The organism is Polaromonas sp. JS666 (assembly GCF_900103405.1).
Classification (GTDB): domain Bacteria; phylum Pseudomonadota; class Gammaproteobacteria; order Burkholderiales; family Burkholderiaceae_C; genus Polaromonas.
Window position 1 is genome coordinate 235,640 of sequence record NZ_FNHX01000001.1, and the last position, 24,463, is coordinate 260,102.

Annotated in this window: 15 protein-coding genes; 7 read left to right on the forward strand and 8 right to left on the reverse strand. The window is 65.7% G+C overall.

Translation table 11 applies throughout. The features are described from left to right. Positions 1-57: 57 nt before the first annotated feature. From BLQ85_RS01180 to dapC, 6 genes are all read right to left on the reverse strand, one after another. On the reverse strand, positions 58-2,061 hold the full coding sequence (locus BLQ85_RS01180; protein ID WP_074574231.1) for an ABC-F family ATP-binding cassette domain-containing protein: 2,004 nt from the start codon (positions 2,059-2,061) through the stop codon (positions 58-60). A 102-nt stretch (positions 2,062-2,163) separates the two neighbouring features. Continuing rightward, positions 2,164-3,057, reverse strand: a complete 894-nt coding sequence (gene prmB / locus BLQ85_RS01185; protein WP_074574232.1) for a 50S ribosomal protein L3 N(5)-glutamine methyltransferase — start codon at positions 3,055-3,057, stop codon at positions 2,164-2,166. After that, entirely contained in the window at positions 3,054-4,214 is a 1,161-nt protein-coding gene (gene dapE, locus BLQ85_RS01190) for a succinyl-diaminopimelate desuccinylase (RefSeq protein ID WP_074574233.1), read from the reverse strand. Before dapE ends, prmB begins: the two co-directional genes overlap by 4 nt. 53 nt (positions 4,215-4,267) lie before the next feature. Beyond that, a complete protein-coding gene (locus BLQ85_RS01195) occupies positions 4,268-5,413 on the reverse strand; it encodes a PilT/PilU family type 4a pilus ATPase (protein ID WP_074574234.1) in 1,146 nt (381 codons plus the stop codon). Positions 5,414-5,463: 50 nt separating this feature from the next. Next, positions 5,464-6,291 (reverse strand): 2,3,4,5-tetrahydropyridine-2,6-dicarboxylate N-succinyltransferase, encoded by an 828-nt coding sequence (gene dapD / locus BLQ85_RS01200; protein ID WP_074574235.1) that lies wholly within the window; start codon positions 6,289-6,291, stop codon positions 5,464-5,466. 28 nt (positions 6,292-6,319) lie between these two features. After that, complete coding sequence (dapC, locus tag BLQ85_RS01205) at positions 6,320-7,525, reverse strand: succinyldiaminopimelate transaminase (RefSeq protein WP_074574236.1); 1,206 nt, start codon at positions 7,523-7,525, stop codon at positions 6,320-6,322. Between the two features lie 387 nt (positions 7,526-7,912). Between dapC and smc the strand changes: the two genes are divergently transcribed. From smc to BLQ85_RS01235, 6 genes are all read left to right on the forward strand, one after another. Next, positions 7,913-11,449, forward strand: coding sequence for a chromosome segregation protein SMC (gene smc, locus BLQ85_RS01210; protein WP_074574237.1), 3,537 nt, complete (start codon positions 7,913-7,915; stop codon positions 11,447-11,449). Positions 11,450-11,456: 7 nt separating this feature from the next. Further along, complete coding sequence (locus tag BLQ85_RS01215; protein ID WP_074574238.1) at positions 11,457-12,542, forward strand: cell division protein ZipA C-terminal FtsZ-binding domain-containing protein; 1,086 nt, start codon at positions 11,457-11,459, stop codon at positions 12,540-12,542. 36 nt (positions 12,543-12,578) lie between these two features. Then, positions 12,579-14,684: an NAD-dependent DNA ligase LigA gene (gene ligA, locus BLQ85_RS01220; RefSeq protein ID WP_074574239.1), complete on the forward strand. Its 2,106-nt coding sequence runs from the start codon at positions 12,579-12,581 to the stop codon at positions 14,682-14,684. Between the two features lie 168 nt (positions 14,685-14,852). Continuing rightward, entirely contained in the window at positions 14,853-15,047 is a 195-nt protein-coding gene (locus BLQ85_RS01225) for a hypothetical protein (protein WP_074574240.1), read from the forward strand. 33 nt (positions 15,048-15,080) lie between these two features. Beyond that, positions 15,081-15,620 (forward strand): peptide deformylase, encoded by a 540-nt coding sequence (gene def, locus BLQ85_RS01230; RefSeq protein WP_074574241.1) that lies wholly within the window; start codon positions 15,081-15,083, stop codon positions 15,618-15,620. Between the two features lie 88 nt (positions 15,621-15,708). Next, positions 15,709-16,410, forward strand: coding sequence for a class I SAM-dependent methyltransferase (locus BLQ85_RS01235; RefSeq protein ID WP_074574242.1), 702 nt, complete (start codon positions 15,709-15,711; stop codon positions 16,408-16,410). 3 nt (positions 16,411-16,413) lie between these two features. Here the strand turns inward: BLQ85_RS01235 and BLQ85_RS01240 are convergent, their stop codons facing one another. Continuing rightward, positions 16,414-19,005, reverse strand: coding sequence for a [protein-PII] uridylyltransferase (locus BLQ85_RS01240; protein ID WP_074574243.1), 2,592 nt, complete (start codon positions 19,003-19,005; stop codon positions 16,414-16,416). Positions 19,006-19,067: 62 nt separating this feature from the next. Continuing rightward, complete coding sequence (gene map / locus BLQ85_RS01245; RefSeq protein ID WP_074574244.1) at positions 19,068-19,910, reverse strand: type I methionyl aminopeptidase; 843 nt, start codon at positions 19,908-19,910, stop codon at positions 19,068-19,070. A gap of 532 nt (positions 19,911-20,442) precedes the next feature. Here map and purL point away from each other — a divergent pair. Then, the gene (purL, locus tag BLQ85_RS01250; RefSeq protein ID WP_074574245.1) at positions 20,443-24,459 is read left to right on the forward strand and encodes a phosphoribosylformylglycinamidine synthase; all 4,017 of its coding nucleotides are present in this window, start codon (positions 20,443-20,445) and stop codon (positions 24,457-24,459) included. The last annotated feature ends 4 nt before the right edge of the window (positions 24,460-24,463 follow it).

Genomic DNA, 24,463 nt, shown 5'->3' on the forward strand with positions numbered 1-24,463 from the left:
TTCAAGGACGGCCCTGCATGGGCAAACAAGGGGTGCAGGCGCAGGCCTGCAGCCACTTTACACCGCAGCGGTTTCTATCTGCTCGGTCAGCTCCAGCCACCGTTCTTCCAGCATGCCTATTTCGCCTTCGATGGCCTTGAGGCGCTTGCCGGCCTGGGCCAGCTCGGCCGGCGCGGTGGTGGTGGCCAGCAGGGCCTGCAGGCTGTCACGTTCGGTGTTGAGCGCCTTCATGCGCTGGTCGATTTTCTCGACCTCCTTGCGCAGCGGCTTGGTGGCCTCGGCCTGCTGCTGGCGGCGCTGCGCGTCGAGCTTGCGCTGCTCGGGCGTGTCGCGCGGCACGGGTTTCTTTTCCGCGGGCGCGGGGGCTGGTGTTTCTGCTTTGGCGGCCGGGGCCGCGCCGGCTTTTTTGGCCTCTTCGCGCTGGCGCTTGGCCTCGTCGAGCAGGTAGCGCTGGTAGTCGTCAAGGTCGCCGTCGAAGGGCGCAACACCGCCGCGCGAGACCATCCAGAACTCGTCGCAGACGGCGCGCAGCAGCGCGCGGTCATGGCTGACCAGCATCACCGTGCCTTCGAACTCGTTGAGTGCCATCGACAGCGCCTCGCGCGTGGCCAGGTCCAAATGGTTGGTCGGCTCGTCGAGCAGCAACAGGTTGGGGCGCTGCCAGACAATCATGCACAGCACCAGGCGGGCTTTTTCGCCGCCGCTCATGCTGCCCACGGCCTGCTTGACCATATCGCCGCTGAAATTGAACATGCCCAGGAAGGCGCGCAGGTCCTGCTCGCGCGTTTGTTGGCCGCTGATTTTGCCGGCGGCGGTGACTTCCTTGACGAGGCGGATCATGTGCTCCAGCGGCGTGTCGGCCGGGCGCAGCACGTCGAGTTCCTGCTGGGCGAAGTAGCCGATGTTCAGGCCCTTGCCTTCGGTCATCTCTCCTTGAATAGGTGCCAATGCGCGCGCCACGGTCTTGACCAGCGTCGATTTGCCCTGGCCGTTGGCGCCCAGGATGCCTATGCGCTGGCCGGCCAGCACCGACTTGCTGACGTTTTGCACGATGACCGTGGGCGGCGTGCCTTCGGGTGAGCCTTCGGGCGGCGGGTAGCCGAAGAAGGCGTTCTGCATCGAGAGCATGGGATTGGGCAGGTTGGCCGGTTCCTTGAACTCGAAGGTGAAATCGGCCTCGGCCAGCAGCGGCGCGATTTTTTCCATGCGGTCCAGCGCCTTGACGCGGCTTTGCGCCTGCTTGGCCTTGCTGGCCTTGGCCTTGAAGCGCGCGATGAATTTCTGCAGGTGGGCGATCTTGTCCTGCTGTTTGGCAAAGGCGGTTTGCTGCAAGGCCATCTGCTCGGAACGCAAGTCTTCGAACTTGCTGTAGTTGCCGCCGTAGCGTGTCAGCCTGGCGTTTTCGATGTGCACCGTCACGTCGGTCACGGCGTCGAGGAATTCGCGGTCATGGCTGATGACCAGCATGGTGCCCTGGTATTTTTTGAGCCAGGCTTCGAGCCAGACCAGCGCGTCCAGGTCCAGGTGGTTGGTGGGCTCGTCGAGCAGCAGCAGGTCGGACGGGCACATCAGCGCGCGCGCCAGCTGCAGGCGCATGCGCCAGCCGCCGGAGAAGCTGTTGACGGGGTTGTCGAGCTCGCTGACCTTGAAACCCAGCCCGAGGATCAGGGCCTGGGCCCTGGCTTGCGCGTCGTGCGCGCCGGCGTCGTACAGCGCCATATAGGCGTGGGCCATGCGGTCGCCGTCGCCGCTGGCCTCCGAGGCCTCTACCTCGGTCTGCGCGGCCAGCAGAACGACGTCGCCTTCGACCACGAAGGCAGTCGCGCTCTGGTCGGTCTCGGGCATGTCCTGCGCCACTTGCGCCATGCTCCACTGCGCGGGAATCGAAAAATCGCCGCCGTCCTCGTGCAGCGTGCCGTTGAGCATGGCGAACAGCGAGGATTTGCCCGCGCCGTTGCGGCCCACCAAACCGATTTTTTCACCGGGGTTGAGGGTGACGGACGCGCTGTCCAGAATCACTTTGGCGCCGCGGCGCAGCACGACGTTTTTAAGGGTAATCATTTAATGTGCAATTTCAGGAAAAGTAGTCGGGCGGCGGTGTCCACGCCTGGCCCTTGCGGTGCAAGAGCCGCGCCAGGGCTTCATGCCGGCCGTCAAGCCGGCTCAGGCCAGTTGTTCGCGCGTCAGCAGCAAAACCTGGTCGGCGCCCGAGCTGGTCTCGAACCACAGCGGTTCAAGCGTCGGGAAGGCGCGCTCGAAATTCTCGCGCTCATTGCCGATTTCCAGCACCAGGACCGCATTTTCGCTCATATGGCGCGCCGCGTTTTGAATCAGGCCTCGAATGAAGTCCATGCCGTCGCTGCCGCCGGCCAGCGCCAGGTCCGGTTCCGCGCGGAATTCGGGGGGAAGGGCAGCCATGCTGGCCGCGTTCACATAGGGCGGATTGCACAGGATCAGGTCGTATTGGCCCGCGCAGGCGGCCAGTCCGTCCGATTCAATCAGCGTGATGCGGTTGTCCAGGTGGTGGCGGTCCACATTGATGCGGGCCACGGCCAGGGCGTCCAGGCTGATGTCGGCGGCCTCCACTATCACGTCGGGATAGGTGATGGCCGCGAGAACGGCCAGGCTGCCGTTGCCGGTGCACAGGTCGAGCACGCGGTGGGTGTGCTCGCCCAGCCAGGGGTCTATGCTGGCGTCGGCCAGCAGCTCGGCGATCAGCGAGCGCGGGATGATCACGCGTTCGTCGACGTAAAAAGGCAGGCCCATGAGCCAGGCTTCGTTCGTGAGGTAGGCAGCCGGCTTGCGTGTGCTGATGCGCGCATCCAGCAATGCGGCGACCTGCGCTTCTTCTTCGGTGGTCACCAGCCGAGTTTCGACAGAATCAAGGTCGTCCAGCGGCAAGCCCAGCTTCCACAGCACCAGCCAGGCGGCTTCGTCGAAGGCGTTGGTCGTGCCCTGGCCGAAGCCGTTGGAAAAGTTCAGGCCCGCGGCGTCGAGCCTGGCCGCCATCTGCTCGACCAGTGCCAGCACCGTCAGGGGCGTTGCGGCCTTTGTCATGCCGCCAGCCGTTCCAGCACGCCCTTGTAGATGTTCTTGAGCGGATCGAGGGAGCTCACCGGCACACATTCATTGATCTTGTGGATGGTGGCGTTGAGCGGGCCGAATTCAATGACCTGCGGGCAGATCTTGGCGATGAAACGGCCGTCGCTGGTGCCGCCCGTGGTGGACAGCTCGGTCTGCAGCCCGGTTTCGGCTTCGATGGCGCCGCGCACCGCATCGACCAGCGTGCCCGGTGTGGTCAGAAAGGGCAGGCCGCCCAGCGTCCATTTGAGGTCGTAATCGAGCTGGTGCCGGCTCAGCAAGGCCTGCAGGCGCTGCTGCAGGCTTTCGGGCGTGGATTCGGTGCAGAAGCGGAAGTTGAAGTCGACCACCAGCTCGCCCGGGATCACGTTGGACGCGCCGGTGCCGCCATGGATGTTGGACACCTGCCAGCTGGTAGCCGGGAAAAAGGCATTGCCCTTGTCCCATTCGGTGGCCACCAGCTCGGCCAGCGCCGGCGCGAACAGGTGGATAGGGTTTCTGGCCAGGTGCGGGTAGGCGATGTGGCCTTGCACGCCCTTGACCGTGAGTTTGCCGCTCAGGGTGCCGCGTCGCCCGTTCTTGATCATGTCGCCCAGCTGGGCGACCGAGGTGGGCTCGCCCACGATGCAGTAGTCCAGCACCTCGCCGCGCGCCTTGAGCTGCTCGCAGACCACGACCGTGCCGTCGACCGCCGGGCCTTCCTCGTCGCTGGTGACCAGGAAGGCGATGGACAGGGTTGGATCGGGATGCGCGGCCAGGAACTCCTCGACCGCCACCACCATGGCCGCGATGGAGGTTTTCATGTCGGCGGCGCCGCGCCCGTAAAGCTGGCCGTTGCGATGGCTGGGCGTGAAGGGGTGGCTCTGCCACTGCTCAAGCGGGCCGGTGGGCACTACGTCGGTATGGCCGGCAAATACAAGCGTCTTGGCCGGCGTCTTGGCGGATGCCGGCTTGCCCGCGCGCTTGGCCCAGAGGTTGGTCACGCGGAAGTTTTCAGGGCCGCTGCTGATGGTTTCGCACTGGAAGCCCAGCGGCGCCAGGCGTTCAATCAGCAGGGCCTGGCAGCCGGCGTCGTCGGGGGTGACGGAGGGGCGGGAGATCAGTTGTTCAACGAGGTGCAGGGTTCGGGACATGGTCGGTCAATCGCGTTCGAGTCGGCCCGAAGAAGCGAGCACCGTCGTGTTTTTCAGTGTTTCACGTCCAGCGTGATTTCGGTGAAGGACGGTTCGTCATCCGGGTCTTCTTCGGGCTCCAGCGCCTTGGCCTTGACGGCGAAGTCGTTTTCGAGGCGCCACATCAGGTTGGTCGGCGAGTCGGCATACAGAATGCCTTCCTTGCGGGTGACAGTGCCGTCCACAATCAGTTTGGCGATGTCCTGCTCGAAGGTCTGCGAGCCCTCGGCCATGGATTTTTCCATGGCTTCCTTGACGCCCGAGAAATCGCCTTTTTCAATCAGCTCGGCGATCAGCTTGGTGTTGAGCATGACCTCCACCGCCGGCGTGCGGCCGCCGTCCTGGGTGCGCAGCAGGCGCTGCGAGACGATGGCCTTGAGCGCCGCGGCCAGGTCGCCCAGCATGGTGCTGCGCACCTCGACCGGGTAAAAGCTCAGGATACGGTTGAGCGCCTGGTAGCTGTTGTTGGCGTGCATGGTGGCCAGGCACAGATGGCCCGACTGCGCATAGGCAATGGCGGCCGACATGGTTTCCCGGTCGCGGATTTCACCGATCAGGATCACGTCGGGCGCCTGGCGCAGCGCGTTCTTGAGCGCCACCTGCAGCGATTGTGTGTCGCTGCCGACCTCGCGCTGGTTGACGACCGACTTCTTGTTGGTGAACAGGAATTCGACCGGGTCCTCGATCGTGAGGATGTGGCCCAGCGAAATTTCGTTGCGGCGGTCCATCATGGCCGCCAGCGTGGTGCTCTTGCCGGCGCCGGTGGAGCCCACCATCAGCAGCAGCCCGCGCTTTTCCATGATCAGGTCGGCCAGGATGGGCGGCACGTTCAGGCTGTCCAGCGGCGGAATTTCCGTGGGGATGAAACGGATCACCGCGGCATAGGTGCTGCGTTGCCTGAAGGCGCTGATACGGAAGTTGCCCAGGCCGGCAATCGGCAGCGCCATGTTGAGCTCGCCGATTTCCTCCATCTCCTCGATGCGCTCGGGCGGCAGCACCTCGGCCAGCAGGTTGCGCGGCGCGTCCGGCGGCAGGATTTGCGCGTTGATCGGAATGGCCTGGCCGTTGATTTTGATCAGGGCGGGGGAATGGGCCGACAGGTAAACGTCGGATGCCTTTTTGTCCGCCATCAAACGAAGGATTCTTTCCATCGTGCTCATAGTCCGCTCCCAGTCATTTCAATCTGTCAATCAAACCGCAAGGAAAGTGCTCAGTCGCGCAAGAGGTCGTTCAGGCTGGTGGTGGAGCGGGTTTTCGCGTCCACGCGCTTGACGATCACCGCGCAGTACATGCTGTACTTGCCGCCGGCCTTAGGCAGGTTGCCCGAGACCACGACGGAGCCCGCGGGAATACGGCCGTAGGTGACGGTGTCGGCTTCGCGGTCGTAAATCGGCGTGCTCTGGCCGATATAAACGCCCATGGAGATGACCGAGTTTTCTTCCACGATCACGCCTTCGACGACTTCGGAGCGCGCGCCTATGAAGCAGTTGTCTTCAATGATGGTGGGGTTGGCCTGCAGGGGTTCGAGCACGCCGCCCAGGCCCACGCCGCCGGAGAGGTGAACGTTGTTGCCGACCTGCGCGCAGCTGCCCACGGTGGCCCAGGTGTCGACCATGGTGCCTTCGCCGACCCAGGCGCCGATGTTGACGTAGCTGGGCATCAGGATCGCGCCCTTGGCGATGTAGCTGCCGCGGCGCGCCACGGCGGGCGGCACCACGCGCACGCCGGTGGCGCGCATTTCGCTTTCGCTCAGGTGGGCGAACTTGGTGGGCACCTTGTCGAAAAAGCCCAGGTCGCCGGCGCGCATCAGTTCGTTGTCCTTCAGGCGAAAGCTCAGCAGCACGGCCTTCTTGATCCACTGGTGGGTGGTCCACTGGCCCACGCCTTCGCGGGTGGCCACGCGCAGCTTGCCGCTGTTGAGCTGGGCGATGGTGTGCTCGACGGCGTCCAGCACTTCCTTGGGGGCCGATTGGGGCGACAGGTTCGCGCGATTTTCCCAGGCCGCGTCAATGGTGCTTTGCAGGTTGTCTTGTGTCATGTTGGTTTCAGTCTTGTTGTCAGTGAAGTCAGGGGTTTCTGGATTGGATGAATTGAACGATGCGCTGCGCCGCTTCCACGCATTCAGCGGTTTCTGCCACCAGCGCCATGCGGATTCTGCCGGCGCCGGGATTGTGCCCCTGCGCGTCGCGCGCCAGGTAGCTGCCCGGCAACACCACGACATTGTAGAGAGCGAGCAGCTCGCGTGAAAACGCGGTGTCCGAGCCCTTGAAAGTCTCGGGGATTCCGGCCCACAGGTAAAAGCCCGCGTCGGGCAGCGCGACGTCCATCACGGCTGAGAGCATGGGCGTGACCTGGGCGAATTTTTCGCGGTACATCGCGCGGTTGTCCACCACGTGCCGCTCGTCATTCCAGGCCGCGATGCTGGCGGCCTGCACGACCGGGCTCATGGCGCTGCCGTGGTAGGTGCGGTACAGCAAAAAGGGCTTGATCAGGGCAGCGTCGCCGGCCACAAAGCCGCTGCGCAGGCCGGGCACATTGCTGCGTTTGGACAGGCTGGTCAGCGACACCAGGTTTTTGAAGTCATGCCGGCCCAGCCTGGCCGCCGCCTGCAGGCCGCCCAGAGGCGCCTCGTCGCGGAAGTAGATTTCGCTGTAGCACTCGTCAGAGGCGATCACAAAGCCGTGGCGGTCGCTGAGCTCGAACAGCAGCTTCCATTCATCCAGCGACATCACGGCGCCGGTGGGGTTGCCCGGCGAGCAGACAAACACCAGCTGGGTCCTGGCCCAGACGGCCTCGGGTACACCGGCCCAGTCGACCGCGAAATTGCGCGTCGGGTCGCTGGGGGCAAACCAGGCCTGGGCGCCGGCCAGCAGGGCCGCGCCTTCGTAGATTTGATAAAACGGGTTGGGGCAAACCACGGTGGCGCCCGGCTTGCCGGCGTCCAGCACGGTCTGCGCCAGCGAAAACAGCGCCTCGCGCGAGCCGTTGACGGGCAGGATTTGTGTGGCCGGGTCCAGCTTCAGGTCGTAGCGGCGGGCCACCCAGTCGGCCATGGCCTGGCGCAGTTTGGGCTCGCCCAGGGTGCCCGGGTAGTTCGCCAGGCCGCTCAGGCTGGCCGTCAACGCGTCCTTGATCAGCTGCGGCGTGGCATGGCGGGGCTCGCCTATGCCCAGGCTGATGGCTTTGTAGGCGGGATTGGGGGTGACGTCGGCGTGCAACTGGCGCAGCCGCTCAAAAGGATAGGGCTGGAGGCGTGAAAGCAGGGGATTCATACCCGGATTATCCAGCCTCGCGGCCGGCCCAAAACGACCGGCTGCCGGGCTCGCACCTCCGGGACGGCCGGCTTGCTGCCAAATTGATAGCTTGGGCGTCAGGCTGGGTGCCGCTGGGGCGGCATTGGTGCCGCTGCTTTGAGGCCGGCCCGCCACGGCAGGCCGGTAGCCGCACCGGCCGGTGCGTGCGGCGCGAAGCAAAGTGTTTCACGCCGGCCCCGTCAAGGGCCTTTTTCCCGGCAAAATCCCGGTCCCGCTCGGGTAACATGGCGGACCGTGCCGCTTGCCGAAAGCGGCACCCGATATGCCAGCGTTGTTGTAAAAACGCTATAAAAATCAACGAGTTAGCCTAGGGCTAACCGCAAGCTCACAAAAACAGGGACAGCCGTGCGTCTCAATTCGATCAAGCTATCTGGTTTCAAGTCATTCGCGGAGCCCACCAATTTTGTATTACCGGGCCAACTGGTGGGTGTGGTGGGCCCCAACGGCTGCGGCAAGTCCAACATCATGGACGCGGTGCGCTGGGTGCTGGGCGAGAGCAAGGCCTCTGAACTGCGCGGTGAGTCCATGCAGGACGTGATTTTCAACGGCACCACCTCGCGCAAGCCGGCCAGCCGCTCCAGCGTGGAACTGGTGTTCGACAACGCCGACCACCGCGCCGGCGGCCAGTGGGGCCAGTTTGTCGAGATCGCCGTCAAGCGCGTGCTCACGCGCGACGGCACTTCCAGCTACTACATCAACAACCAGCCGGTGCGCCGCCGTGACGTGCAGGACGTGTTCCTGGGTACCGGCCTGGGCCCGCGCGCCTACGCCATCATCGGCCAGGGCACCATCAGCCGCATCATCGAGTCCAAGCCCGAAGAGCTGCGCCTGTTCCTCGAGGAAGCCGCCGGGGTTTCCAAGTACAAGGAACGCCGCCGCGAGACGGCCAACCGCCTGTCCGACACCCGCGAAAACCTGACCCGCGTCGAAGACATCCTGCGCGAACTCAACGCCAACCTGGACCGGCTGGAAAAGCAGGCCGAAGTGGCCCTGCGCTACAACACCCTGCACGCCGATGCCAGCCTCAAGCAGCACCAGCTGTGGTTTTTGAAGCGCGCCGAAAGCGAGGCCGACCAGGCCAAGGTCAAGGCCGATGCCGAAAAGGCGGTGAACGACCTGGAAAGCCGCGTGGCCGATTTGCGCCACATCGAGGCCGACCTGGAAACCATACGCCAGGCGCACTACGCGGCCGGCGACCAGGTCAACCAGGCCCAGGGCAAGCTGTATGAGGCCAGTGCCGAAGTCGGCCGGCTGGAAGCCGAGATCCGTTTCGTGGTCGACGGCCGCCAGCGCGTCGAGCAGCGGCTGAACCAGCTCAAGGAACAAACCGCGCAGTGGGCGACCCGCAAGGAAGACGCCGCCGTCGAGACCGAAAGCCTGGCCGCCCAGGCCATCGAAGCCGAGGAAAAGGCCGAACTGTTGGCCGCGCAGACCGAAGAACACCTGACGCAGCTGCCGGCCCTTGAGGACGCGCTGCGCCAGGCCCAGGCCAAGGCCAACGAGCAGCGCACCAGCGTGGGCCAGGTGCAGCAGCAGATCCAGGTGCTGGCCGCCGACCAGCGCAACATCGAGGAGCAGTCGCGCAGCCTGGGCTTGCGCCTGGAAAAGCTCACGGCCGACCGCAACGCGCTCAATGCGCCCGACGAAGCCCGCCTGGCCAACCTGAACACCCAGTTCGCCGCCGCGCAGGAAGCCCAGGCCGAAGCCGAAGCCCGCTTGCACGAGCTGACCGAGAGCGTGCCCCAGCTCGACGAAGAGCGCCGCACGCTGCAGCAGACCGTCAACACCGAATCGGCCAAGCGGGCCGACCTGTCGGCGCGCATGGAAGCCCTCAAGGCCTTGCAGGAAAAGGTCAAAACCGACGGCAAACTCAAGCCCTGGCTGGCCAAGCACGGCCTGGACGGCCTGCAGGGCCTGTGGAGCCGCATCCACATCGAGCAGGGCTGGGAGAATGCGCTGGAAGCCGCTCTCAGAGAGCGGCTTGGCGCCCTTGAGGTGTCCCGGCTCGACATGGTGCGCGGCTTTGCCGGCAGCGACGGGCAGGGCACGCCGCCGGCCAAGCTTGCGTTTTACTCGCCGCCCAGCGCTGCCGCGCCCGCGCGCGTCAATCCCGCGATCAACCTCAAGCCCCTGACCGAGCTGCTGCGCCTGAACGACGCCGGCCAGTCGGCGCTGCTGGGCGACTGGCTCAACGGTTGCTACACCGCGGGTAGCCTGGACGACGCGCTGGCCGCGCGCGACAAGCTGCAGGCCGGCGAGGTGATCTATGTGCAAAGCGGCCATGCCGTGACGCACCACAGCGTGAGTTTTTACGCCCAGGATTCCGAGCAGGCGGGCCTGTTGGCGCGCGCCCAGGAAATTGAAAACCTCGACAAGCAACTCAAGGCCCAAGCCCTGATCAGCGAAGAAGCCCGCTCCGCGCTGGTGCGTGCCGAAGCCGCCTATGCCGATGCCGCCCAGCGCCTGGCCACGGCACGCCGCGAAACCGCCGAAGGCCAGAGCCGTACCCACGAGCTGCAGGTCGAAGTGCTGCGCCTCACGCAGCTGGCCGAGCAGACCCGCGCCCGCAGCGAGCAGATCCAGGCCGACATGGCCGAAATCGAAGCCCAGCTCGGCGAATTGCAGGAGCGCAAGGTCACGGCCGAGGGCCGCTTTGAAGAGCTGGACATGCAGCTGGCCGACAGCCAGGAACGCCATGCCCAACTCGACGACCGCGTGATAGAGACCGAACGCAAGCTCGGCGAGTCGCGCGAGCAGCAGCGCACGCTGGAGCGCCAGGCCCAGGAAGCCGCCTTCGCGCTGCGCAGCCTGGCCTCGCGCCGCGAGGAACTGACCCGCTCCATCGACATGGCCGCCCAGCAGGCGGCCTCCATCGCCAGCGAGGAGGCGCAGGCCCGCGAAGAGCTGTCGCGCCTGACCGATGCCGCCGCGCAGGCCGGCCTGCAAAGCGCCCTGAGCGTCAAGCTCGAGCGCGAGGCCGACCTGGGCGCCAAACGCAGCCAGTACGACGACCTGACCAGCAAGCTGCGCGCCAGCGACGAGCGCCGCCTGCAGCTCGAGCGCGAGCTCGACCCGCTGCGCCAGCGCATCACCGAGTTCCAGCTCAAGGAACAGGCCGCGCGCCTGGGCTTCGAGCAGTACGAGCAGTTGCTGGCCGACGCCCAGGCCGACCTCGCCGCTGTGGAGCAGTCCATACAGTCCGGCAATGTGCGCCTCACGGGCCTGCAGGGCGAAATCGACCGCATCAACCGCGAAATCCAGTCGCTGGGAGCCGTCAACCTGGCCGCGCTTGATGAGCTGAGCGCCGCGCGCGAACGCAAGCAGTTCCTCGATTCGCAGTCCAAGGACCTCAACGAGGCCATGACCACGTTGGAAGACGCGATCAAGAAGATCGACATCGAAACGCGCGACCTGCTCTCCAGCACCTTCGACACCGTCAACGGTCATTTCGGCCGCATGTTCCCCGAGCTTTTCGGCGGCGGCAACGCCAAGCTCATGATGACGGGCGAGGAAATCCTCGACGCCGGCGTGCAGGTGATCGCCCAGCCGCCCGGCAAGAAGAACCAGACCATCCACCTGCTGTCCGGCGGCGAAAAAGCGCTGACTGCCATCGCGCTGGTGTTCGCCATCTTTCAGCTCAACCCAGCGCCTTTCTGCCTGCTGGATGAGGTCGACGCGCCGCTGGACGACGCCAACACCGAGCGTTATGCCAAGCTGGTGCGCTCCATGAGCAAGGAAACCCAGTTCCTGTTCATCAGCCACAACAAGATCGCGATGGAAATGGCCGAGCAGCTGATAGGTGTGACCATGCAGGAGCAGGGTGTCTCGCGCATCGTGGCCGTGGACATGGAAGCCGCTATTGGCTTCGCCGAGGCGGCCTGATCCCCGTATGAGTAGTTTGCAGATCAGTCTGGCGGTGGTGGGCGGCCTGGTGCTGGCCGGCGTCGTGGCCCACAGCGCCTGGTCCTCACGCCGGAACCTGCCCAAGCGCGCCACACCCGAGGCCGCGCCTGCGCCGGAAACTCCCGCCGCGGCGGATCAGCAGCCGCCAACTGCAGGCGAAGGCGAGGCTGAACGGCTGGAGCCCAGCTTTGACGCCGACTCGGGCCTGGCTTCGCTGAACGCGCTGACCCGGCTCACCACGCCCGAGCGCAAGCCCGGCCTGGACATCCTGATCGACGCCATGGCGGCCATCGCCCTGGACAACGTGGTTTCGGGCGAGGCCGCGCTGGCTGCCATGCCCAGCACGCGCCGCGCCGGCAGCAAGCCTTTCGGCGTTGAGGGCCTGAGCGTCATCACCGGCGAATGGGAGTTCCCGACGGCCGGCCACCGCTACAGCGCTTTCCAGTGCGGCGTGCAATTGGCCAATCGCACCGGCGCGCTCAACCAGATCGAATACTCCGAATTTGTCATGAAGGCCCAGGCCTTTGCCGACGCCGTGGGCGGTGAGCCCGAGTTCCCCGAAATGCTGGACGAGGTCGCCCGCGCCCGCGAACTCGACCAGTTCGCCAGCGCCCACGATGCGCAGCTCAGTTTCACGCTTCGCGCCGTCAACACCGCCTGGAGCCCCGGCTATGTGCAGCAAAGCGCGGCCCGGCTCGGTTTTGTGCCGGGCTCCATCCCCGGCCGCATGGTGCTGCCGGCTAGCCAGCCGGGCCATGCGCCCATCCTGGGCCTGGCTTTCGACACCCAGGCCGCCATGGCCGAAGACCCCGAACAGACGGCCTTGCGCGAACTCACGCTGTCGCTGGATGTGCCCCAGGTGCTGCGCTCCGAGCAGCCCTTCGCCCGCATGTGCGAGGCGGCGCTGTCCCTGGCCGCCAATATGGACGGCGTGATCATCGACGACAACGGCAACCTGATCCGCCCCGAGGCCATGGAAGTCATACATGCCGACCTCGAGCAGCTCTATGACACGCTGGACAGCCGCGATTTGTCGGCCGGCTCGGTGCTGGGGCGCCGGCTTTTTTCCTGATTTCCTCGGGCCCTGTTGCCCTTTCTCGATATTTCCATGGCCACCAAAGACCTGTTTGCGCCACCCGAGCCTTCGCCGCAGCCGACAGCCGCCGCGGCGCGGGCCGCCGCCCTGCGCGCCGAGCTGCACCTGCACGCGCACCGCTACTACGTGCTCGACGAACCGACGATTCCCGATGCCGAGTACGACAAGCTCTTCAGGGAACTGCAGGAACTCGAAGCCGCCCATCCCGAACTGCTGACGCCGGACTCACCGACCCAGCGTGTGGGCGGCAAGCCCCTGGACCAGTTCGCCAGCGTGCGCCACAAGGTGCCCATGCTCAGCATACGCACCGAGACCGACACCGAGGCCACGGGCGCGCAGAACTTCGACACCCGCGTGCGCAAGGAGCTGGGCCTGGCCGAGTCCGAACCGCCGGTCGAGTATGTCGCTGAGCTCAAGTTCGACGGCCTGGCCATGAGCTTGCGTTACGAGAACGGCATCCTGGTGCAGGCCGCCACGCGCGGCGACGGCGAAGTCGGCGAGGACGTCACGCAGAACATACGCACCATCAATCAGATTCCCTTGCGCCTGCCCGCTGACGCTCCGCCTGTAATGGAAGTGCGCGGCGAGGTGTATATGCGCCGCGCCGACTTTGAAGCGCTCAATGAAAAGCAGCGCGAGAAGATCGCGCAAGGTGCCAAGGGCGAAAAAACCTTCGTCAACCCGCGCAATGCGGCGGCCGGCGGTGTGCGCCAGCTGGACCCGGCCCTGGCAGCGCGGCGGCGCCTGAGCTTTTTTGCCTATGGCCTGGGCGAGATCACGCCGGCGGAAGAGGGCGGCCCGGCCTTCGAGAGCCACTTCCAGATGCTGCTGACGCTCAAATCCTGGGGTTTTCCGGTGGCGTCGCAGACGCAGCTCGCGCAGGGCGCGCCCGAGCTGATCGCCTTTCACGAAGCCATGGGCCGGCAGCGCGACAGCCTGCCTTACGACATCGACGGCGTGGTCTACAAGGTCAACAGCCTGGCGCTGCAAAAAAAGATGGGCTTTGTCACGCGCGAACCACGCTGGGCCGTGGCGCACAAATACCCGGCGCAGGAGCAGCTCACCACCGTGCAGGCCATCGAGGTGCAGGTGGGGCGCACCGGCAAGCTCACGCCGGTTGCCAAGCTGGCGCCGGTGTTTGTGGGTGGCGTCACCGTGACCAACGCCACGCTGCACAACGAGGACGAAGCGCGCCGCAAGGACGTGCGCGTGGGCGACACGGTGATCGTGCGCCGCGCGGGCGACGTGATCCCCGAAGTCGTCAGCGTGCTGCTGGACAAGCGCGTGCAGGACGCGCCGCAGTTCACCATGCCGCGCAAATGCCCGGTCTGCGGCTCCGACGCTGTGCGAGAAGAGGGCGAAGCCGACTACCGCTGCACCGGCGGCCTGTTCTGCGGCGCCCAGCGCAAGGAGGCCATTCTGCATTACGCGCACCGTCGCGCCGTCGAGGTCGAAGGCCTGGGCGACAAGCTGGTTGAGCAACTGGTGGACGCCAACATCATCCGCACCTTGCCCGACCTTTACAAGCTGGGCCTCACGGCGCTGGCCGGCCTGGACCGCATGGCCGAAAAATCGGCCAACAACCTGCTGGAGGCGCTCGAAAAATCCAAGCAGACGACCTTGCCGCGTTTCCTGTTCGGCCTGGGCATACGCCATGTCGGCGAAGCCACCGCCAAGGAACTGGCGCGCCACTTCGGCAAGCTCGACGCCATCATGGACGCCACCGAGGAGCAGTTGCTGGAAGTCAGCGATATCGGCCCCATCGTTGCGCAAAGTATTCGCACTTTCTTCGAGCAGCCGCACAACCGCGAGGTGGTGGAACAGCTGCGCGCCTGCGGCGTCCACTGGGAAGAGGGCGAACCCGCCGCCCGCGCGCCGCAGCCGCTGTCGGGCAAGACCTTTGTCATCACCGGCACCTTGCCCACGCTGAGCCGCGACGAGGCCAAGGACAAAGTGGAAGCCGCCGGCGGCAAGGTGGCCGGCTCGGTCAGCAAGAAGACCGATTTTGTGGTCGCGGGCGAGGAGGCTGGCAGCAAGCTGGCCAAGGCGCTGACGCTGGGTGTGCCGGTGATTGACGAGGCAGCCTTGCTGGCCATGCTGGCCGGGCCGTCCGAGTGACGTTTCCTGACGTTCTTCCGATGCTGAGCCGGGGCTGCCGAAGGGCCAGCACCACGAGGTAGCTGTCGCCGGCCTCGGCTTACATGGCGTTACCGGGGTTTGCATGCCGGACGTCAGGCCGGCCGCCCCCGCCGGACGTTGAAAAGACCTGTACACAGGAGCTTTTCCATGAATAACAAACGTTTGCCCGCCTTGCTGGCCGCCACCAGCCTGGCCGCCTTGCTGTCCGGTTGTGTCGTCGCCCCTGTCGGCCCTCCCGTGGCGGTTTACCCGTCCCGCCCCGTTTATGTCGAACCCGCTCCCGTCGTGGTGGTACCGGCACCTGGCTACTATCGCGGGTGGGGCTACAGGCACTGGCGCTAAGCCAAAAAAGCTTCGCGCCGCCATAATCGGCGCATGACCATTCGCGAAATCCTCAAGATGGGCGATCCCCGGCTGCTGCGGGTTGCCCAGCCCGTCACCGCCTTTGACACCGATGAGCTGCACCAGCTGGTCTCGGACATGTTCGACACCATGCGCGCCGTCAACGGCGCGGGCCTGGCGGCGCCGCAGATCGGCGTGGACCTGCAACTGGTGATTTTCGGTACCGATGCGGTGAACCCGCGCTATCCCGACGCGCCGCTGGTGCCGCGCACGGTGCTGCTAAACCCTGTGATCAAGCCCCTGGGCCCTGAGGAAGAAGAGGGCTGGGAAGGCTGCCTCTCGGTGCCCGGGTTGCGCGGCGTGGTACCGCGATTTTCGCGCATCCACTATGCCGGGTTTGACCAGTACGGCGATGCGATAGAGCGCACGGTGGAGGGTTTCCATGCGCGTGTGGTGCAGCATGAGTGCGACCACCTGATAGGCACGCTGTATCCCATGCGCATCCGCGATTTCAGCCGCTTTGGTTTTACCGAGGTGCTGTTTCCCGGGCTCGATGCCTCCGACGACGACTGAGCGCTGACAAGGGCCAGGGGTACACTGGCCCAGGTTGAGGGCTATTTCGCCCCGTTTGAGCGTGTAGTACGCAAGGAAAGTTTTCCGCATGCCGCACGCTCCCGTTCCGGGCCCGGTTCCCGCCGCCGGAACCGCCTCTGCCGAGCCCTACCTGCTCAAGTATGAAACCGTGAGCGGCAGCGGCGAGGACCTGCAGCTGCGCTCCCTGCTGGACCGCCAGCAATTCCACGATCCCCTGGGCGAGGCCGAGCGCGAGGGCATTTCTTCCTCGGCCTGGCCCTTGTTCGGCCTGCTCTGGCCCTCGGGCCGGGTGCTGGCCCATACCATGCTGAGTTTCGAGTTGGAAGGCAAGCGCATCCTGGAGCTGGGCTGCGGCCTGGCGCTGGCCAGCCTGGTGGTGCACAGGCGCGGCGGCAACATCACCGCCAGTGACTGCCATCCGCTGGCGGCGGAGTTTCTGCTGGAAAACCTCAAGCTCAACCAGCTGCCGGCGATGAAATACCAGGCCGGCAACTGGTCGCGCGCCAACCCCCTGCTGGAGCGCTTTGACCTGATCATAGGCAGCGACGTGCTTTACGACCGCGGCCAGCCCGAGGCGCTGTCGCGCTTTATCGAGCTGCATGCGCAGCCGCGGGTCGAGGTGCTGATCGTGGACCCGGACCGCGGCAACCGGGCCAGCTTTAATCGCAGGATGGACGGGCTGGGTTATTCACGCACCGAGACGCGCGTGACGCAATTGCCGGCCGGGGGCAGCTACAAGGGCCGCCTGTTGCAGTACTTGCGGGCTTGAAACTCAGGTATTGAGCGCTTCGAGCAGCTCGGTCTCGATCGCGATCTGCGCCTTGTTGTGCTGCAGTTCGGGCCCGTCGATCAAAAACGTGTCTTCCACGCGCTCGCCCAGGGTGCTGACCTTGGCCAGCTGCAGGTTGATGCGGTGGCGCGCCAGCACCCGCGCGATACGGTACAGCAGCCCGACACGGTCGCTGGCCGAGACGCTGAGCAGCCAGCGCTGGGCTTTTTCGTCGGGCCGCAGGTCCACGCGCGGCGCGATCGGGAAACTCTTGACCCGGCGCGACACGCGGCCCTTGCCGGGCGGGGGCAGGGGGCCGGGCTCCTCGATGGTGCGGTCCAGGTCGGCCTCCACCATGGCCGCGAGTTCGCGGTAGTGGTCGGCCAGCGTGGGGCTGACGACCTGGAAGGTGTCCAGCGCATAGCCGTTCTGGGCGGTGTGGATCTTGGCGTCCAGGATGCTGAAGCCGGCTTCGTCAAAGTAGCCGCAGATGCGCGCGAACAGGTCGGGCGCGTCGGGCGTGTAGACCAGCACCTGCATGCCTTCGCCGGCCAGGGAGCGGCGCGCGCGCACCACCGCCTTGGCCTTGCCGACGTGGCGCGAGAGCTGGCGCGCGTGCCAGGCGATGTCGGAGGCCTCGTGGCGCATGAAATAGCTGACGTCCAGCGTGTCCCACAGCGCCTTGTGCGCCTCGAAGGGCTCGGCATGCAGGGCCAGGACGGTCAGGGCCTCGCGTTTGCGGGCCTCGACCTCGGCGTCCGCGTCGGGCGCGCGGCCGCCCAGCACACGCAGGGTGTAGCGGTACAGGTCTTCCAGCAGCTTGCCCTTCCAGGCGTTCCAGACCTTGGGGCTGGTGCCGCGTATGTCGGCCACCGTCAGCAGGTAAAGCGCCGTCAGGTAGCGCTCGTTGCCCACGCGCTTGGCGAAGGCCGCGATGACTTCCGGGTCGCTCAAGTCTTCCTTCTGGGCGATGCGGCTCATGCTCAGGTGCTCGCCGACCAGGAATTCGATGAGTTTTGCGTCCTCGGTGGCGATGCCGTGCTGGCGGCAGAAAATATGTACTTCCTTGCAACCCAGCTCGGAATGGTCGCCGCCGCGGCCCTTGGCGATGTCGTGGAACAGCGCGGCGATGTACAGGATCCAGGGCTTGTCCCAGCCGGCCGCCAGCTGCGAGCACATGGGGTATTCGTGCGAGTGCTCGGCCATGAAGAAGCGCCGCACATTGCGCAGCACCATCAGGATGTGCTGGTCCACCGTGTAGACATGGAACAGGTCGTGCTGCATCTGCCCGACGATCTTGCGGAAGATCCAGAGGTAGCGGCCCAGTACCGAGGTCTGGTTCATCAGCCGCATCGCATGGGTGATGCCCTCGGGCTGCTGCAGGATGCGCAGAAAGGTCGCGCGGTTGACCGGGTCCCTTCGGAAGCTGGCGTTCATCAGGCCGCGGGCGTTGTAGAGCGCGCGCAGCGTGCGCGCCGACAGGCCCTTGATGCCCACCGTGGTTTCGTAGAGCAAAAAGGTCTCGAGGATGGCGTGCGGCTCGCGCGCGTACAGGTCGTCGCTGGCCACCTCCAGCATGCCGGCCTTGTCGCAAAAGCGCTCGTTGATGGGCCGCAGCGGGTAGGTGTTGGGGTTCAGCCGCTCCTCGATGTTGAGCAGCAGGATCTGGTTGAGCTGTGTCACGGCCTTGGCCGCCCAGTAGTAGCGCTTCATCAACGCCTCGCTGGCGCGACGCGGCAGCTTGCTGCCGTCGTCGGCCTCGGCCGAATACCCGAAGGATTCGGCCACGGCGGTCTGCAGGTCGAACACCAGGCGGTCTTCGCGGCGCCCGGCGATCAGGTGCAGGCGCGCGCGTATCAGGCTCAGCAGGGCTTCATTGGCCTTGATCTGCCGCACCTCAAAGGCCGTGGCCAGGCCCTTGCGCGCCAGGTCGTCCCAGGACTTGCCCAGGCCGGCGGCGCGCGCCACCCAGAGGATCACCTGCAGGTCGCGCAGGCCGCCCGGTGACTCCTTGCAGTTGGGCTCCAGCGAGTAGGGCGTGTTCTCGAACTTGTTGTGGCGCTGGCGCAGCTCCAGCGTCTTGGCCACGTAAAAAGCCTGCGGGTCCAGCACGGCGGCCAGGCGTTTTTGCAGCTGCTGGAAGTTCTTTTTGGCACCGGCGACCAGGCGGGCCTCCAGCAGCGAGGTCTGCACCGTGACGTCCTTGGAGGCTTCCTCCACACAATCGGACGCGGTGCGCACGCTGGAGCCGATTTCCAGGCCCACGTCCCAGCAGGCGCCAATGAAGCGCTCGACCTTGGCTTTCAGCGCCGGGTCGGCATCGACGTCGGTGTGGTCCGGCAGCAGAAGCAGCACGTCCACGTCCGAGTGGGGAAACAGCTCGCCGCGGCCGTAACCGCCTGCGGCGACCAGGCAGGCCGCGGCCGGAAAGCCGGCACCTTCCCAGAGCGCCTGCAGCGTGGCGTCGGTGTGGCGGGCGAATTTTTGCAGCAGGCCGTGGATGCCGCGCGAGGACGCGCCGCTGGCGGCCAGCGAGGCCAGTAGGGCGGCCTTGCCGGCCTTGTACTGCTCGCGCAGCTGGGGCAGGCCGGCCATTGCCGTAGAGGCCGTGTCAGGGGACGCGCGCGGCACGGGCATGGGGGCCATAGGAGCGCCGCTCAGGCGCTGACCGTGGCCTGGACCGGGCTTTGCTGCGGCACAAAGGCCGGGATCGGCGGGCTGCCGGCCGACAGGGTCAGCACCTCGTAGCCGGTGTCGGTCACCAGGATGGTGTGCTCCCACTGCGCCGACAGCGAGTGGTCGCGCGTCACGATGCTCCAGCCGTCTTTTTCGGGACCGTCCTTGATGTCGCGCTTGCCGGCGTTGATCATGGGCTCTATGGTGAAGGTCATGCCGGGAACCAGCTCTTCGAGCGTACCGGGGCGGCCGTAGTGCAGCACCTGGGGTTCCTCATGGAAGTTTTTGCCTATGCCGTGGCCGCAGAACTCGCGCACCACCGAAAAGCCCTGTTTTTCGGCAAAGGTCTGGATCGCAAAGCCGATGTCGCCCAGCCGCACGCCGGGTTTGACGCGCATGATGCCTTGCCACATGGCTTCGTAGGTGATGTTGCACAGCCGTTTGGCGGCGATCGAGGCCTCGCCGACCAGATACATGCGGCTGTTGTCGCCGTGCCAGCCGTCCTTGGTGATGACGGTCACGTCGATGTTGACGATGTCGCCCTTTTTGAGCGGCTTGTCGTTGGGAATGCCGTGGCAGACCTGGTGGTTGACCGAGGTGCACAGCGATTTGGGGTAGGGCACATAGCCCGGGGGGCCGTAGCCCAGGGTCGCGGGAATGGTGCCCTGGACCTGGGTCATATAGTCATGGGCCAGCCGGTCGATTTCATTGGTGGTCACGCCCGGTTTCACGAAGGGGGCCAGATAGTCCAGTACCTCGGAAGCCAGCCTGCCGGCCAGGCGCATGCCTTCGATCCCGGCCGCATCTTTGTAAGTAATACTCATGGCCCTGATTATCCCACCGCTCCCGGGGGCATGCATTGAACCTGCTCACGGCCTAAACGTGGCCGCGTTGGGGTGCAATCGGGATGAGTGGGCCGACCGGGCACGCCGCGTGGGCTAATGCCCATGCAAGGGCCTGGGTGGCTCAATCGCCCGATTTCACCCCAACCCGGAGGGCAAATGCCTTCCCGGGCGGTCTGCGGCGTTGCGGCGCTAGCCCATAGCCGTGCTATGGGCGGCGCACCGCGCCTTGCATCCCATCCCGGGAAGGCGTTTGCGCGACCCCGTTTAGGCCGTGAGCAGGTTCTTACAGCATGAGTGCCAGGGCTTTTGCGTTTTTGGCCTGAATCATCCGCGAAAGTGCCCGTGTCTGGCGCTCAGCAAGCCCGGCAAGCCCCCAGTCGCTGATAAAATTACGGGTTAACGCGAACCCCGCAAAGGCCGGCCATAAACAGGGCAACAGGCGCTTGCAGGTGGTGTTAACCCCCCAAACAGCCATGAGCTGCCCACTTCCCACTACAAGGCCACCGCTACCGTGACCCTGCACCTGACGACTTTTGAGGGCGAACCCCACGGGATCAGCGCCCTCAGCGACTTCCGCGTCCAGCAACTCCTTCCCCGCCTGCAAGCCATCCATGACAAGATCGCCGGCATCAGCGCCCGTTTTGTGCACCTGGTGGCCACCGAATCGCCGCCTTCAGAGGCTGCCAAAGCCCAGCTCGCGGCGCTGCTCAGCTATGGCGAGCCCTGCGCGCCGGCTGCCGGCAAGGAGGGCGATGCCCTGGTTTTTATCGTCTCCCCGCGTTTCGGCACCGTCTCGCCCTGGGCTTCCAAGGCCACGGACATCGCCCACAACTGCGGCCTGGCCGTCAAGCGCGTGGAGCGCATCACCGAATACCGCGTCACGTTGAAAAGCGGCTTCTTCAGCAAGACCGCCTTGAGCACCGCCCAGCGCGAGCAGGTCGCCGGCCTGCTGCACGACCGCATGACTGAAAGCGTGATGTTCGACCGCGCGGAAGCCGCGGGCCTCTTCACCGAGCTGCAGGGCGCACCGCTGCAGACCATAGACGTGCTGGCCGGCGGCAAGGCCGCGCTCGAAAAAGCCAATGCCGAGTTCGGCCTGGCGCTGGCCGCCGATGAGATCGACTACCTGGTCAATGCTTTCACGCAATTGAAGCGCAACCCGACCGACGTCGAACTCATGATGTTCGCCCAGGCCAACAGCGAGCACTGCCGCCACAAGATATTCAACGCCGATTTCACGATTGACGGCGTGCCGCAGGAAAAAAGCCTGTTCGGCATGATCCGCAACACCGAAAAGCTGCATCCCCAGCACACGGTGGTGGCTTATTCGGACAATGCCTCCGTCATGGAAGGCTACAAAAGCCAGCGTTTTTACGCCAAGCCGGACGCCACCGGCCGCCAGACCTACAGCGCCACCGAGGGCGTGCAGATGCACGTGCTCATGAAGGTCGAGACGCACAACCACCCCACGGCGATTTCGCCCTTCCCGGGCGCCTCCACCGGCGCCGGCGGCGAGATCCGCGATGAGGGCGCGACCGGCCGCGGCTCCAAGCCCAAGGCGGGTTTGACGGGCTTTACGGTCTCCAGGCTATTTGACGATGCCGGCACGTCTTATGGCAAGCCCGAACACATCGCCAGCCCGCTGCAGATCATGACCGAGGGCCCGCTGGGCGGCGCGGCCTTTAACAACGAGTTCGGCCGGCCCAACCTGGCCGGTTATTTCCGCGAATACGAGCAGACCGTGGCCGGCCAGCGCTGGGGTTACCACAAGCCCATCATGATCGCTGGCGGCGTCGGCACGATTGATGCAGCCTTGACCAAGAAGATCCTGTTTCCGGCCGGCACCTTGCTGATCCAGCTGGGCGGCCCCGGCATGCGCATCGGCATGGGCGGCAGCGCGGCCAGCTCCATGGCCTCGGGCGCCAACGCGGCCCAGCTCGACTTCGACTCGGTGCAGCGCGGCAACCCCGAAATCGAACGCCGGGCCCAGGAAGTCATCAACCAGTGCGCCCAGCTGGGCGCGGCCAACCCCATTCTGGCCATTCACGATGTGGGTGCGGGCGGTTTGTCCAACGCCTTCCCCGAACTCGTCAACGACGCCGGCCGCGGCGCGAAGTTCGACCTGCGCGCCGTGCCGCTTGAGGAAAGCGGCCTCTCGCCCAAGGAAATCTGGAGCAACGAAAGCCAGGAACGCTACGTGATGGCGGTCGCGCCCGAGTCGCTGCCGCAGTTCCAGGCTTTCTGCGAACGCGAGCGCTGCCCGTTTGCGGTCATCGGCGTCGCCACCGAAGAAAAACAGCTGGTGCTGTCCGACAAGGATGCCGCCGCACCGGTCGACATGCCCATGAATGTGCTGCTGGGCAAGCCGCCCAAGATGCACCGCGACGTGAAAACCGTCAAACACGCGATCAAGCCCATAGACCTGACCGGCGTGGACCTTCAGAAAAGCGCGATCGCCGTGCTGAGCCACCCGACCGTGGCTTCCAAGCGTTTCCTGATCACCATTGGCGACCGCACCGTGAGCGGCCTCACGCATCGCGACCAGATGGTCGGTCCTTGGCAGGTGCCTGTGGCCGATTGCGCCGTCACGCTGGCCGACTACAGCGGTTTTGCCGGCGAGGCCATGAGCATGGGCGAACGCACGCCGCTGGCCACCGTCAACGCGGCCGCCTCCGGCCGCATGGCGGTTGCCGAGGCCATCACCAACCTGCTGGCCGCGCCGATCGAGCTGCCGCGCGTCAAGCTCTCGGCCAACTGGATGGCCGCCTGCGGCGAGCCCGGCCAGGATGCCGCGCTGTACGAAACCGTCAAGGCCGTGGGCATGGAACTGTGCCCGGCGCTGGGCGTGTCGATTCCCGTCGGCAAGGATTCCCTGTCCATGCGCACCGTGTGGAGCGAGGGTGACGCCGGCAAAAAGGTTACCTCGCCGGTCTCCCTGATCGTGAGCGCCTTCGCCACGCTGCCCGACGTGCGCGGCACGCTGACGCCGCAGCTGGACCGCGACGAGGCCGACAGCACGCTGATCCTGGTCGACCTGGGCAAGGGCAAAAACCGCATGGGCGGCTCCATTCTCGCGCAGACGCTGGACAAGGAAGAGGGCGAGGTGCCCGACCTCGACGACCCCCAGGATCTGGTCAAGCTGGTCAATGCCATCAATGCGCTGCGCAAAGAGGGCAAGCTTTTGGCCTACCACGACCGCAGCGACGGCGGCCTGTTCGCCGCGGTCTGCGAAATGGCGTTTGCCGGCAATGTGGGCGTATCGCTCAACATCGACATGCTGCTGGTCGAAGGCGACGGCATTTCCGACAGCCGCATGGACACCGGCGACAGCAAGAACTGGGCAAGCCAGGTCGGCGCGCGCCGCGAAGAGCTCACGCTCAAGGCGCTGTTCAACGAAGAACTGGGTGCCGTCATCCAGGTGGCGACTTCAGAGCGCAACGAGGTCATGCAGGCCCTGCGTGAACACGGCCTGTCCAAATTCAGCCATTTCATCGGCAAGGCCCGGCCCCAGCAGGCTTCGCTCGAGGTCGGCAAGGGTGAGATCCAGGTCTGGCGCGACACCAAGGCCGTGTTCTCGGCCAAGCTGCAGGACCTGCACCAGGTCTGGGATTCGGTCAGCTGGAAGATCTGCCAGCAGCGCGATAACCCCGACTGCGCCAACACCGAACACGCGGCCGCCGGCAACCCCGCCGACCCGGGCTTGCATGTGAAGCTGAGTTTTGACCCGGCCAAGGTCCCGGCCGCCCCCGCGCTCAACCTGTCGGCGCGGCCGCGCGTCGCGGTGTTGCGCGAGCAGGGCGTCAATTCGCACATCGAAATGGCTTACGTCTTCACCGAAGCCGGTTTTGAAGCCTGCGACGTGCACATGACCGACCTGCAAACCGGCCGCGCCAAACTGGCCGACTTCAAGGGCATCGTCGCCTGCGGCGGCTTCAGCTACGGCGACACACTGGGGGCCGGCGTGGGCTGGGCGCGCTCCGTCACCTTCAACCCGGTGCTGTCCGACGAGTTCAAGGCTTTCTTCGCGCGCCAGGACACCTTCGGCCTGGGCGTATGCAACGGCTGCCAGATGTTTGCCGAGCTGGCCGACATCATCCCGGGCGCCGAGGCCTGGCCGCGTTTCACCACCAACCGCAGCGAACGCTTCGAGGCGCGCCTGAGCATGGTCGAGGTGCTGGAATCGCCCAGCATCTTCCTGCGGGGCATGGCCGGCAGCCGCCTGCCGATCGCGGTTGCGCACGGCGAGGGTTATGCCAACTTTGCCTTCCGGGGCGACGCCTCCAAGGCGATTGCCGCGATGCGCTTTACCGACAACCACGGCCGGCCTACGGAGGCCTACCCGGCCAATCCCAACGGCAGCGCCGGCGGCCTGACGGGTGTGACCACGGCCGACGGCCGCTTCACGGCCATGATGCCGCACCCCGAGCGCGTGTTCCGTAACATCCAGAAAAGCTGGACCTCAGGCAACCCCAGCGAGCGCAGCCCGTGGATGAGCCTGTGGCACAACGCGCGCAAGTGGGTGGGTTAGCAGA

Coding starts and splice junctions, on each gene's coding strand:
- BLQ85_RS01180 (WP_074574231.1), bottom strand. CDS start 2,061: ATGATTACCCTTAAAAACGTCGTGCTGCGCCGCGGCGCCAAAGTGATT.
- prmB (WP_074574232.1), bottom strand. CDS start 3,057: ATGACAAAGGCCGCAACGCCCCTGACGGTGCTGGCACTGGTCGAGCAG.
- dapE (WP_074574233.1), bottom strand. CDS start 4,214: ATGTCCCGAACCCTGCACCTCGTTGAACAACTGATCTCCCGCCCCTCC.
- BLQ85_RS01195 (WP_074574234.1), bottom strand. CDS start 5,413: ATGAGCACGATGGAAAGAATCCTTCGTTTGATGGCGGACAAAAAGGCA.
- dapD (WP_074574235.1), bottom strand. CDS start 6,291: ATGACACAAGACAACCTGCAAAGCACCATTGACGCGGCCTGGGAAAAT.
- dapC (WP_074574236.1), bottom strand. CDS start 7,525: ATGAATCCCCTGCTTTCACGCCTCCAGCCCTATCCTTTTGAGCGGCTG.
- BLQ85_RS01215 (WP_074574238.1), top strand. CDS start 11,457: ATGAGTAGTTTGCAGATCAGTCTGGCGGTGGTGGGCGGCCTGGTGCTG.
- ligA (WP_074574239.1), top strand. CDS start 12,579: ATGGCCACCAAAGACCTGTTTGCGCCACCCGAGCCTTCGCCGCAGCCG.
- BLQ85_RS01225 (WP_074574240.1), top strand. CDS start 14,853: ATGAATAACAAACGTTTGCCCGCCTTGCTGGCCGCCACCAGCCTGGCC.
- def (WP_074574241.1), top strand. CDS start 15,081: ATGACCATTCGCGAAATCCTCAAGATGGGCGATCCCCGGCTGCTGCGG.
- BLQ85_RS01235 (WP_074574242.1), top strand. CDS start 15,709: ATGCCGCACGCTCCCGTTCCGGGCCCGGTTCCCGCCGCCGGAACCGCC.
- BLQ85_RS01240 (WP_074574243.1), bottom strand. CDS start 19,005: ATGGCCGGCCTGCCCCAGCTGCGCGAGCAGTACAAGGCCGGCAAGGCC.
- map (WP_074574244.1), bottom strand. CDS start 19,910: ATGAGTATTACTTACAAAGATGCGGCCGGGATCGAAGGCATGCGCCTG.